Here is a 13,260-nt window from a genome sequence, read left to right on the forward strand (position 1 = left end):
AAGAGCAAGACCCCAATCTTGTAAAAATTAAATTTTAATTCAATTTATGAAAAAACTGCTTCTACCCATTGTTCCTGTGGTTATCGCCGGTTCTTTGGTGTTCAGTACGTTTAATCCGGCCGGCGCGGTACGGCCGGAACGCCCCGGCGCGACGCGTCATGCCGGGAAGCAAGCGCCGGCGATCCGGGTTACCGGGCGGGTTCTCGACGACAATGGTGATCCTTTGCTCGGTGTGACCGTGGTGGAAAAAGGCAACAGCGGACGCGGTACCGTGACGGACGTAAACGGCGAATTTGCCATCGAGGTGGAAAACGGTGCCAGTCTGGTCGTATCATTTGTTGGGTTCATTGCGCAGGAGGTGGTGGTCTCCGGCGACAAGCCACTTAACATACAGTTGAAGCAGGACGCGATGATGCTCGACGAGGTCGTAGCCGTGGGTTACCAAACCCTCCGGAAGAGCGATTTGACCGGCGCGGTGTCCAGTGTAAAAGCCAAAGAACTGAACCTCACCACCCCGACCGTAGGCCAGGCGCTGGTAGGTAAGGTGGCGGGCGTGCAGATCTCGCAGGTAAGCGGCGCGCCCTATGTGGGTACCAAAATCCGCGTGCGCGGCGTAGGTTCGATCAATGCAAGCTCCGATCCGTTGTATGTTATCGACGGCTATCCGGCTGGAAATGATGTATTTATCAATCCTAATGACATTGAGTCCATTGACATTCTGAAAGATGCGGCTTCGGCGGCTATCTATGGCTCCCGCGCGGCGGGTGGCGTGGTGCTGATCACCACCAAACGCGGCAAGGAAGGCAAGGGCAAGCTGGAATATGACTTCCAGTTCGGCGTGCACCAGCTGGCCAAGAAGGTGGATATGCTCAATTCGTCTGAATTTGCGCAGCTGCTGATCGACGGCCGCAACAATACTTACCGCGACCTGATGGTGAATGCAGGCAAGCCGTGGAACGACGGCATGTTCTCCGACGACAATGCGACGCGGATCAAAAACCTGGGCGGCAGCGCGGGGTCGGTGAGCATCCCGACCGACATCTACGATTTTGCCAATCAGCGCTTGATCACACCGAAATACAACACCGACTGGCAGGACGAGCTCTACCGCAATGCGCCCGTGAGCCGTCATAACATCAGTTTCAGCGGCGGACAAAAAGGTTTGCGCTACGCGATCAGCGGCGGTCATTTGTCCCAGCAGGGTATCATCGAAAGCACCAAGCAGGAACGGACAAACTTCCGCGCGAACATCGACGCCGACGTAAACAAACGGTTGAAAGTGGGTGCAAACCTTGCATTTACCTACAATACCAACCGCGAGGTGCAGGAAGGCCGCTTCAACCAGGGCCCGATCCTGGGCGCGCTCGTGTACATGCCTATTTTCAAGGCTTATAATGAAGACGGCTCCCTGGCCAAGAACGAGGCGGCGGCGTTGAGCTCGGGTTTTGGATTGCAATCCATCGAAAATCCGGTCGCACTTGCTACCGAAACGCATATCAACCGGAATGGGCAGCGCGGGACTTACAATGGCTTTGCTACATTCGATATTGCCAAAGACCTTGTTTTCAAGGTCAATCTCGGCTTGCAGACTTACACCGAAAAGTACGAATACTATCGCCCGACCAGTCTGAGCGATGGTGCCAACCCACCGGGATCGCCGCAGGCCATTGCCGCTGCCAATGCATTGGCGCGTACGGTTAGTTTCATGGACAAGCTCGCTGAGTTTACATTGAACTACAAAAAAGCATGGGGCAAGCACAACTTCGACGGATTGCTCGGCTACACGGCGCAGAAGAATAACCGCGACGTGATTTCCGTGACCGCCCGCGGCTTCCAGAACGACCGCATCGAAGAGATCACCGGGAAAGGTGCGGATGCCATCTATTTCAGTCTGAATACGGGCAATCCCGAAGGCGACGGAACGGGCAAGACCAACTGGACGCTCCTCTCCTACCTGGCCCGCGCGGTTTATAATTTTGACAACAAATATTACCTCACCGCCTCTTTCCGTACCGACGGCTCGTCGCGTTTCGGCCCGAACAACCGCTGGGGAAGCTTCCCGTCGGTGTCGGCAGGCTGGAACATTTCCAATGAGCCATTTTACAATGATTTGCTGGGCAAAGCCTCCACTATGAAGCTGCGTGCCAGCTGGGGATTGAGCGGGAACAACAATATTGGTAACTACAACTTCCTGCAAACGATGGCCGCTCCGGGCGGGGTCGTGTTCGGCAACGGAACGGTGAACACCGCGCTGTGGGCAGAGGGCATCAAGGATCAGAACCTGGGCTGGGAATCGACATCGCAGTACAATGTAGGCCTGGACCTGGGATTGCTCGAAGACCGGCTTTCCATCATTGCCAATTACTACCTGAGCCGCTCGTACAACCTGCTTTTCAACCAGCCGTTGTCGGCCATTTCCGGCGCTTCTACCATCCTGACCAACCTCAGGAATTCCAAAGTGCAGAATACCGGGTTCGATATTCAGGCAGATGCGCGTGTGATCGCCAAGCGCGATTTCAACCTGAACATCAGCGGTAACATCTCACTGAACCGCAACAAAGTCCTTGATATGGGCGGTGCCAACACCATCCTTTCCACCGGCGCCGAACGCTCGTACATCACCCACATTACCCAGGAAGGACAGCCGATCGGGATGTTCTATGGCTTTAAGGTGAAGGGCATGGTGCGCGAGTCGGATATGGAAAACCTTGCGGCGGACAATGCAGCCTATAATGCTTCTACGCAAAAATTCCCCGAAGGCTATGTGCTCAAAGGTCCGGCCCGCTCAACGGCCTCGACCAACCCGCTTCGTCCCGGCGACCTGTATTTTGAGGACATCAACGGCGATGGCGTCGTGAATGATGCCGACAAGCAGGTGATCGGCTCGCCGCATCCGAAATTCACCTATGGATTTGCGATTTCGGCCAGCTACAAAAATTTCGATTTCAGCTCGTCGTTCAATGGCGTTTCGGGCAGCCAGGTGCTGGACGGCCAGGATTACTATATTTTCAATATGGAAGGGTCCGGCAACCAGTATTCCAAAGTGCTCAACCGCTACCGTTCCGAGGCCGAACCCGGCGATGGCAAAGTGTACCGGGCAGCACGCGGCGGCACGCAGAGCAACAGCACGCGCCTTTCGACCTTTTACCTGCAAGACGGCTCTTTCCTGAGATGTACCAACCTCACTTTGGCCTACAACTTCCCGCAGATTGCGCAGATCAGCAAAAATGCCATCAGCAACCTGCGGATCTATGTCGGTGTGGATAATGCATTTACATTGACCAAATACCTGGGCTACAACCCGGAGGTGGATTACAACAACGGCTCCAACCTGACACCGGGTGTGGATTATGGTAAATATCCATTGGCCCGCGCCTACAACATCGGGGCGAGAATCACTTTCTAATTCAGCGATTATGTTTCATATCAAATACAGATTACCCCAGCTTATCCCGGCGCTCATGCTATGCCTGCTGAGTGCCTGCTCTACCGACTTTATTGACCAGGAAGATCCCAATGCCGTTTCGAATGCATCCTATTACCAGTCTCCCGGAGACGTGGAGGCGGCTGTGAATGGCATTTACCAGTCGCTCCGCACCGGCAATGGCATTGGCGAAACCAGCGGACTATACAGCGAAGAGCGCTCGGACAACACCGGTCGCAACGACAACCAGTCCAATGCCGGCGAGCCGTTCCAGTTCAATGACTTCTCCCTGCTGCCCAGCAACACCTATCTCAAAACGCACTGGCTTGCATTGTACCAGACCATTACGCGTTCCAACCAGGTCCTCGAAGGCATTGAGAAGGTCACTTTTACCGACAATAACCTGAAAGAAAAATACAAGGCAGAAGCCAAGTTCCTGCGCGCCCTGATCTATTTCAACCTGGTGCGCAAATGGGGCGATGTGCCGTTGATCACCCGGCCGCTGACGTTCCAGGAGGTGCAGGAAAATACTTTCCGCGAAAAGCAGGATGTGGTGTACAAGCAAATCGTGGCCGACCTGACCGACGCCGTGAACAGCCCGCTGCCCGACATCCAGACCGCTGCGCTCAAAGGAAAAGTGACCAAGGCTGCCGCCAATGCATTGCTGGGGCAAGTGTACCTGACCATGGCCACGACCCAGGACCAGGCCAGCCGCACGGCCAACCTCAATGAGGCTAAAAAACACCTGATGGCATGTTACGACCTGCGCACGTTCGGGCTGCTGAAAGAAATCCCTTATGCGGATGTTTTTGATGTAGCCAAAAAGTCGACCGTGCCGGAGATCATCTTCCAGGTCGTAAACAAGCAGGGCGACATCAACTTCTCTTCGGCCATCGCCCGCAACAACCAGGCAAGGGGCGAGACGATCAACTCGCTGGTGAATTCCACCGGTGCAGGCGGCAACGTCACGCCAGACCTGGTGCTGGACTACGAAGAAGGCGATGTAAGAAAGGATTTCAGCGTCAAATTCGCCAACGACCCGATCGTACGCGATTATTTCATCACCAAATACCGCGATGCCAGTCCGGCTGCTACCAACCAGGGCTTCGGCGGCAACGACTGGATCCTGATCCGCTACGCCGACGTGATCCTGATGCTGGCCGAGGTGAACATGTACCTGGGCGACGAGCCGGCCGCCATCGGCTTCCTGGACCAGGTCAGGGAGCGCGCGGGGCTGCCGCTGTACGCCGCTTCCACGGCCAACAACGCCTACCGGACCAAATACCCGACGCTCAAACTGGCGATCCTGCACGAGCGGCGCGCCGAGCTCGCATTCGAAAACCACCGTTGGTTCGACCTGCTCCGTTTCTTCACCACCGACGAGCTGGTCGCCTACTTCAAAGGCAAAAGTCAGGACAACTTCGGCCTCGCCAAGCTCTCCAACTTCGGCCCTAAGGACCGCTACTACCCGATCCCGTTTGACGAATACAAACTGAACCCGGAGAAAATGTACCAGAACCCGGGGTATTGAGTGACTGGAAGTTTAATGGATTGAAAAAAAGGGGCGTCTTTTCGGACGCCCCTTTTTTTGTGATTTGCAGTTCTAAGCTACCGGCTTGTAAAGCGCATTCCAAATCAGCAGCCTACTCGCTGCGCAAGCTTTTCACCGGATTCAGCAGCGCCGCCCGAATCGCTTGAAAGGTGACGGTAGCAAGGGCGATTGCGAGCGTTCCCACGCTGGTAAGCGCAAATATCCACCAGGAAATGGGTGTATGGTAACTGTATTTTTCTAACCAGCGATCCATAAGGAACCAGGCAACGGGCGTTGCCAGCGCACAGGATACTAGTACCAAAACCACAAAATCAGAACACAGCAGCTGCCATAAGCTGGCTACGGATGCACCCAGCACTTTTCTAATACCAAGTTCCTTCGTGCGTTGTTCTGCCATAAAGGACGCCAGTCCAAAAAGGCCGAGACAACTGATGAAGATAGCCAGGCAGGTGAACACTGCCGCCAGACTACTGACCTTTTCCTCGGAGGCAAATTTGGCTGCATATTGCTGATCGACAAACTGATAATTGAAGGGTGAATCCGGATTGTATTTTTTGAAAACTGCTTCTAATTGCCCTATTGCCTGGCTGGTATGCGTGGAAGGGTTAAGGCGCACTGTTACAAACCGTCCTCCATTCGGATGGATAAAGAAAATGGATTTCCGAACCGGTTCATAAGGCGATTCCATAATCATATCGTCAATTACGCCGATGATCTTAAATGCCCGTCCATCCCAGGTGACGGTTTCGCCGATGGCGTTATTTAAATCCTCTTTTCCTAAACCCATGAATTGGGCCGCGGCCTTGTTGATCACAAATCCCGCGGAATCCGTTGCGAAAGACCTGCTGAAATCCCGGCCTGCCGCAAAGTCCCATCCCACGGTTTTCCCAAAATCATGAGAAATCCCGATGGTCGCAAACTCAGAATGCAAGCCGGGGTCTTTGCCTTTCCAGTGGAAGCCTACATTGGCCGAAAATACTTCTGTGAGAGGAGCCGCCGACTCTGCCATCGATGTCACGGTGCCTGTTTTTAACAAGTCGTCCAACACAGCGTCGAAATGCGTGTGGATGGCTTCATTCGTGACGAGCATGGTCACCAGACCTTGCCTCTTATAACCGATGGGCCGGTTTTTGGCGTGCAGGATCTGCTTGTAAACTACAACAGTACCGATAATGAGTGTAATGGAGACTGTAAACTGGATGATGAGCAGGACTTTTCTTGGCAGCGTTGCGCGCAGGCCGGAGGGGGCCCATTTACCTTTCAGTGCTTTGATCGGCTGAAAAGAAGACAAGTAGAATGCCGGGTAACTACCCGCAATAAAACCGGTTAGCAGAGTAAACAATAATCCGCAAGCCCAGAAAACAGGATTTAGCCAGGGAAATGCCATTTCCTTTTCAGCAATTTCATTGAATGTGGGTAGTAGAAGCCAGGTAAGGGCGAGAGAAATTACAAATGCCGGGAAGACAACCAGGAACGACTCACTGAAAAACTGACTTACCAGCTGCATCCGCACCGAACCTATGGCTTTTCTTATGCCTACTTCCCGCGCCCGCTTTTGCGACCGCGCGGTGCTCAGGTTCATGAAATTAATACAAGCCAATAGCAGTACAAATATGCCTGTAATGCCGAATAACCAGACGTAATCAATTCTGCCGGTTGTGTTTTGTCCGTTGAGCCATTCGGAATACAAGTGCCAGCGACTCATAGGGTGCAAAATGATCCGGGGCTTGAATTTGCGCCCGTTTTCATCCACTTTGCCCAGTTTCAAGTCCCTGATCTTTGCGGAAACCATACCGGGATCACTGTTTTTGGAAAGCTGCACTAAAATCTGAAAAGAACTGCTTTCCCAATCTCTGTCGTTGATGGCGTCCCTTACCCACTCCGTAGATGCGGCATACAAATCGAATGGAGCGATGAAACCGAGCTCGTGAAATTCGGAATTGTAGGGAATGTCTTCGTAAACGCCCACTACTTTAACATTCAGATCCTTATTGATTTTGATCATCTTGTCCACAGGATCGGCATGCTCGAAGATTGCCCTGGCGACAGATTCAGAGAGCAAAATGGTAGCCGGGTCTTTGAGACACGATGCGCTTCCGTGAACCATTTTCAGGGAGAGCATTTCCGCGGCACCCAAAGACATGAAGTTGCCCGGCCTTGTAAAGCTCGACGTTTTGTAGGTGAGTGTATATCGTTGAAGCCACGAGGTGATCACCACACGGTCGAAGTCCTTTTCAAAATCGGTTTGCAGCGCTTCAAATAGCGGTGCGGGGACATTGTTGCCTGTATTTATTTCGCCATCCAAGGTCTGTTGCTGCACCACGCGGGCAATATGCCTGTAATGGGTGTGGTATTTATTAAAAGAAAGCTCATCATAAATCCATAAACCTATCAGCATAGCTACCGTCATGCCCATTGCAAGCCCGCCAATGTTGATGGCGGAATAAGTCTTATTGCCAATCAGATTACGCCAGGCAATTTTAAGGTAGTTTTTGATCATCGAAATGCGCAGTTTTCCAGAAAAGATTGCCTTAGAAACTCCTTACTTAGCATCTTCAATAAAATAAGCAAGGTACTTGTCGACCGCACCACTTTTATGTCTGCTGACTCAGAATTCGTCAATGAAGTGAGCTACCTGCTCAATGATTCTCTAATGATCGAAGGTTTGGCAGACCGGAATTTGCGTGGAAAAGTCTTCGTTTTTAATGATAGGGCTCGCGTTCAATACAACGGCATGCAGCTTCGCCGGACTGATTGCCGGCAAACGCCGGGCAAGAATGGGGAGTAGTCCTGTACATCCGGTCATTCTCCGTCAATTGTTCGATTACGAACAGCTCTCCCTTGTTTGAATACAAATAACAAACTCAAAATCAATTAATTAGCAATTTTACGCTCTCTGGCGCAGTATTTGGGCGGCATATTCAGAATAAATCCGGATTTACATGAGGCGGACCTTTCCGCCTCAACTCATTGTATGCCACAATGCAAATATGCCAGCCATGATCAGCAACTACATCAAAATCGCACTCAGAAATATCTCGAAAAGCAAGGGATATTCCGCCATCAATATCGGAGGACTTGCCATAGGAATGGCCGTTGCCGTCCTGATCGGCCTTTGGCTCTATGATGAATTGTCGTTTGACAAATACCATAAGAACTATGAGCGGATTGGCCTTGTGATGCAGCATGTAAAATTTGATGTCGAAAAATCGACCTACAAGGATGCTCCCATTCCCTTGGGAGAAGAACTCCGCAGCACGTACCCCGATTTCGAGTCGGTGGCGGTGACACGGACCCAGGGGCTGATCCTGGCTTCGGGTGACGATAAATTCTTTAAGACAGGCATTTCTGTGGAGCCGGATTTTTTGGATATGATGTCCGTTAATTTGCTGGCTGGGAATCGCGGGGGCTTGCAGGAAGTGAACGCTGTGATGCTCTCTGAAAGTCTGGCGAAGGCTTTCTTTGGGACCGAAAACCCTTTGAACAAGGTCATCAAAATCGACAATAAGCTGGATGTGAAAGTGACGGGCGTTTACGAGGATTTTCCTGAAAACAGCTCATTTAAGGAAGTGACCTTTATTATCCCATGGAAACTGGCGATTGCCAAAGACGAATACGTAAGAAGCTCTTTGCAGGAATGGGATGAAAATTCCTTTTATATATACGGCCTTCTGAAAAAGGGAGCAGATTTTGATGAGGTTTCAGCTAAAATTAAGGACGTGCGGATGAAACGCAGTGATCCCCCCGGCTACAAACCTGAGTTTTTCATCCAACCGATGAGCAAGTGGCATTTGTATGCCGATTTTAAAGACGGAGTCAACACCGGCGGACTGATCCGGTTTGTCTGGCTTTTTGGCATCATCGGCATTTTTGTATTGCTGCTGGCATGTATCAATTTCATGAACCTAAGCACCGCACGTTCGCAGCAGCGTGCGCGGGAAGTCGGGATCAGGAAAGCCATCGGCTCGTTTCGCGGTCAGCTGATCGGGCAGTTTTTCAGCGAATCCTTTCTCGTCGTTTTCATTGCTTTTGTAATCGCCATCGGACTGGCCGCCCTGGCACTCCCATTTTTCAACGAAGTTGCGGAAAAAGAAATGTCCATTTTGTGGCTGAACCCCTGGTTCTGGGCTGCGGGGATAGCGTTCAGCATTCTGACAGGAATCATAGCCGGCAGCTATCCGGCGCTGTATTTGTCTTCGTTTCAGCCACTTAAAGTACTCAAAGGCGCGATGTATGCGGGACGGTTTGCGGCGACTCCCCGCAAAGTACTGGTAGTTGTACAGTTTACCGTATCCGTCACATTAATTATCGGGACAATTATCGTTTTCCGGCAGATTCGCTTCGCCAAAGACCGTCCGATCGGATACAGCCGCAATGGCTTGATCGAGATCCAAATGACCACCCCGGAGCTGTACGGCCACTACGACGCGTTACGCACCGACCTGAAAAACACAGGCGCAGTGAAGGAAATGTCCCAATCATCCAGCCTCGTAACCGCGAAGGACGCAGGCACCACCGATTTCTCCTGGGAAGGGAAAAGCCCCGAAAGCCATCCCCTGTTCCAATCCAACGCCGTGACGCACGACTATGGCAACACCATCGGCTGGCAGATTAAAGCAGGCAGGGATTTTTCCAGAACCTTTTCTACTGACACCGCTTCCATTATTTTGAACGAGGCGGCAGTTAAAATCATGGGCGTTAAAGATCCGCTTAACGCCTTCGTCAGAGCGCGCGGCCGGTCTTACAAGGTGGTGGGGATTGTGAAAGATATGATCAAGGAGAATCCCTTTTCGCCCGTAAGCCCTTCCTTTTTTATATGCAACTACAAATACACCAACACGATAAATATCAGACTGGCAGCAGGCCGGAGCGTAAGTGAGGCGGTGGCGGAAGTCGAAAATGTGTTCAAAAAATACAGTCCCGGCAGTCCATTCACTTATCAATTTGCGGATGAGGAGTACTCCAAGAAATTCAGAACAGAAGAACGCGTCGGCAAGCTTTCGACATTCTTTGCCAGCCTCGCGATTTTGATCTCCTGTCTGGGATTGTTTGGACTAGCCTCATTCGTCGCCGAGCAGCGTACCAAGGAGCTTGGAATCCGAAAAGTACTGGGCGCGTCGGTCGCCAGTTTATGGCAAATGCTTTCCAGGGATTTTGTGCTTCTGGTGGTCATCTCTTGCGCCATTTCCATACCGGTCACCTGGCATTTTATGGGAAAATGGCTGGCAAACTACGAGTACCGGACCGAAATGTCCTGGTGGATTTTCGCCGTCACATCTACCGGTGCTTTGATCATTACGTTGTTAACGGTAAGTTTCCAGGCAATCAGGGCGGCGCTGTTAGATCCCGTGAAATCATTGAAATCGGAGTAGTTTACCGCCAGGTCATTTGTCCGTCCGGTAAAAGCGCTCTCCCCTTTTTTCAATTAAATTACCATTTCCATATTCCGCAGTTTCAGGCAACGTACATATTTCATATTTCATCTTTGAAAATGTTAATGTTTGAGCGATGATCCAGCCTGACGAATTGAAACTTTCTTTGCCTGTCGAGCTCTCTGGCGGCGTGGTCTCTACTACCGATAAGGTGTGGAAAATGCTGAAAGCCGCTTACGACGGATCACCGGGAAATGATGGAACTGCTGATGCGCTACGGTGCAGAAGTGCCTGCTGTTGTGAAATGGGCGCAAGCATACTACTTTGAACGTTACGACGGCGCGGAATTTCTGCTGGAAAATGGCATGAACCTGAATATCATGACTTGTCAGCGCGTAACGATTCTGCACAATATCGCCCAAAACGGCGACATTGAAAAAGCCGGGCTTTTGATCCGCTATGGCGCCGATTTGAATGCTGTTGACGGTATCTACCATTCTACGCCAATGGGATTTGCTGCGAGATGGGGACAAGTGGAAATGGTTGCGTTTTTAATGGCGCAAGGCGCAGATATCCATCAGGCAGGTGCCCCATGGGCTACCCCTTTGGAGTGGGCAAGGAAAAAACAGTATCCCGAAATCGAAAGATTACTGACAAGACGCTAAATCATCGGTTTCCCAGCGCAATGACTGCCAGATCCATGCCTTTTTTCACATGGTCGCCGGCAGTAATTCCCAGGGTTTTCCCGTCCCGCGCACCATTGAAAACCGTCACAGGAATGATGGTAGAGTCCATACCCGTAATGATTATCACTGCTTTTCTGATTCTTCCGTATGTTTGCAAAAGCAGCATGCATTGGAGATCCATGAAAATTCTGGTGGTAGAAGACGACGAACGTATCGGGAGCTTTCTGACGAAGGGCCTCGCCGAGGTGGGCTATTTTGTGGAATGGGCGCAGGATGGCGCTATGGCCCGGACGCTCATCCAGGACGGTTCGTGGGACCTGTTTATTCTGGATGTGATGCTGCCCGACATCGACGGTTTTCAGCTCACGCAGCTGATCCGCTACAAAAAGATCGACACGCCGGTGCTGATACTAAGTGCATTGGGCGAAGCCGATGATAAGATCAAGGCACTGGACCTCGGGGCGGACGACTACCTTACCAAACCCATTCACTTCCCTGAATTGCTCTCGCGAATCAATGCATTGCGGCGGCGGTATGACATGCATTACTCCAAAGACAATGTGCTGGTGTGTGCGGATCTTGAAGTAAACCTGGACACGCACCTGGTACAGCGTGCGGGCAAAGAGATCGTGCTTTCGGCCAAGGAATTCCGGTTCTTGGTGTATTTAATGGAAAACCAGAACAAAGTGCTGACCCGCAGCCAGATCCTGCAAGTGGTGTGGAGTACCAATATGGACACTTATACCAATGTGGTGGACGTGTACATTTCCTATCTCCGCAACAAAATCGACGTGGATTTTCCAGACAAGCTGATCCGGACGGTGAAAGGTACCGGCTATATGATCGCGTCGCAAAAATGAAGATACAGCACAAACTTACGCTCACTGCCTCGCTGGTATTCAGCCTGGTTTTTACCATTTCATCCGCGCTGATCTACCTGAACTTCATCCAGTCCGCAGAAAATATCTTTTTCGAAGAATTAGGACGAAAAGCTTCACTCACGGCGCTGTTCTATCTGGAAGAGGATGAAATGAGCTCCAAGGAATATAGCCGGATCGAAAAAAGGTTTCTGACCGCCACCGCGGATCAGGAGATCAGGCTGTACGACAAGGCGGGCCGCATCCATTTCGGAGAGGCCGACCCGGACACAAACATTACCAGCCGCATCCTGAAAACCATCCGCGACAGGCACCATTACAGTTTTAAAGTAGGCAGCCTTTATTATTACGCCATTTACTACCGGGATAACCAGGGCTCTTTCAGCATTATCATTAAAGCCAATAACCCCACGCTGAATGCGCAGGAGAGCGAGTTTCTGAAAATCCTGATCACAGCGCTGTTCATCGGCATTGTGGTGATCGTGGCGCTGAGCTATACCTTGTCGCGGATAGCCTATTCGCCGGTGCGGAATATCATCGAGCAGGTGAAGTCGCTGGATGTGGCGCGCGAGCGACAGCAGCTCGCTTATCCGAAAACCCGCGACGAGCTGGAAGATCTTTTCAAGGAGTTCAACAGCATGCTCGACAAATCGTACGAGAGCATTCAGATCCAGAAAAACTTCATCAGCCACGCTTCCCACGAGCTGAAAAGCCCGCTCGCCGCCATTGTCGGCAACCTGGAAGTGCTGCTCAACAAACAGCGGACTGCCCAGGAATATGAATCCGTGAGCCGGAATGTGCTCAATGATGCCGAACGCCTGGAAAAAATCCTGCAAAACCTGCTCCTGCTGGCCGGATTGGGCCAGCCGCAGGCGGACATTTCCAGCCAGCAGCGTATTGACGAAATCCTCTGGGAAATGCTCGAACAGCTCGAACGTGAATACCCCGATACCAAAGTGAACCTGCTGTGGCAGCTGCCGGAAGGGCAAACGGACCTGCTTACATTCACGTGCAACCCTACACAGATTTACATTGCCTTATATAACCTCATCGAAAATGCGGCCAAGTTTTCCGAAGGCAAGCCGATCGAAATAGAGGTCGGCGAGGAAGCCGGGCACCTGGTGATCCGCATCCGCGACAGGGGTATCGGCATCCAGGAAGCAGACATGGCCCATATTTTCGAGCCTTTCTACCGCGGCGGCAATGCATTGACGCGCAAAGGCAACGGACTTGGCATGACCATCTCACAAAAAATCCTCGAAAATCATCACGTGCGGCTGGATATGGAATCGTCGGCCGGCGTGGGCACCACCGTTCGTGTCACCTTCTGATTTTCTCATTTACTTTT

8 protein-coding genes are annotated in these 13,260 nt (G+C 51.6%); 6 read left to right on the plus strand and 2 right to left on the minus strand.

Translation table 11 applies throughout. The features are described from left to right. The first annotated feature begins 46 nt into the window (after positions 1 to 46). Positions 47 to 3,406 (plus strand): SusC/RagA family TonB-linked outer membrane protein, encoded by a 3,360-nt coding sequence (locus DFER_RS08890; RefSeq protein ID WP_015811295.1) that lies wholly within the window; start codon positions 47 to 49, stop codon positions 3,404 to 3,406. Positions 3,407 to 3,416: 10 nt separating this feature from the next. Further along, positions 3,417 to 4,955, plus strand: a complete 1,539-nt coding sequence (locus tag DFER_RS08895; protein WP_015811296.1) for a RagB/SusD family nutrient uptake outer membrane protein — start codon at positions 3,417 to 3,419, stop codon at positions 4,953 to 4,955. 112 nt (positions 4,956 to 5,067) lie between these two features. Here DFER_RS08895 and DFER_RS08900 read toward each other — a convergent pair whose 3' ends face one another. Further along, positions 5,068 to 7,476, minus strand: a complete 2,409-nt coding sequence (locus tag DFER_RS08900) for an ABC transporter permease (protein WP_015811297.1) — start codon at positions 7,474 to 7,476, stop codon at positions 5,068 to 5,070. A 499-nt stretch (positions 7,477 to 7,975) separates the two neighbouring features. Here DFER_RS08900 and DFER_RS08905 point away from each other — a divergent pair, with 499 nt between their 5' ends. After that, positions 7,976 to 10,348 (plus strand): ABC transporter permease, encoded by a 2,373-nt coding sequence (locus tag DFER_RS08905; protein WP_015811299.1) that lies wholly within the window; start codon positions 7,976 to 7,978, stop codon positions 10,346 to 10,348. A 254-nt stretch (positions 10,349 to 10,602) separates the two neighbouring features. After that, positions 10,603 to 11,013 carry an ankyrin repeat domain-containing protein gene (locus tag DFER_RS08910; protein ID WP_015811300.1) on the plus strand — a complete coding sequence of 137 codons (411 nt, stop codon included), beginning with the start codon at positions 10,603 to 10,605 and terminating at the stop codon, positions 11,011 to 11,013. 1 nt (position 11,014) lies between these two features. On the opposite strand, the gene DFER_RS30690 is transcribed toward DFER_RS08910, so the two are convergent. Further along, positions 11,015 to 11,143 carry a hypothetical protein gene (locus DFER_RS30690; RefSeq protein WP_262485296.1) on the minus strand — a complete coding sequence of 43 codons (129 nt, stop codon included), beginning with the start codon at positions 11,141 to 11,143 and terminating at the stop codon, positions 11,015 to 11,017. A 70-nt stretch (positions 11,144 to 11,213) separates the two neighbouring features. On the opposite strand from DFER_RS30690, the gene DFER_RS08920 reads away from it, so the two are divergent. Continuing rightward, positions 11,214 to 11,894 (plus strand): response regulator transcription factor, encoded by a 681-nt coding sequence (locus DFER_RS08920; RefSeq protein WP_015811302.1) that lies wholly within the window; start codon positions 11,214 to 11,216, stop codon positions 11,892 to 11,894. After that, a complete protein-coding gene (locus DFER_RS08925) occupies positions 11,891 to 13,243 on the plus strand; it encodes a sensor histidine kinase (protein ID WP_015811303.1) in 1,353 nt (450 codons plus the stop codon). Before DFER_RS08920 ends, DFER_RS08925 begins: the two co-directional genes overlap by 4 nt. Positions 13,244 to 13,260 lie beyond the last annotated feature (17 nt).

Source organism: Dyadobacter fermentans DSM 18053 (genome assembly GCF_000023125.1).
Classification (GTDB): Bacteria; Bacteroidota; Bacteroidia; order Cytophagales; family Spirosomataceae; genus Dyadobacter; species Dyadobacter fermentans.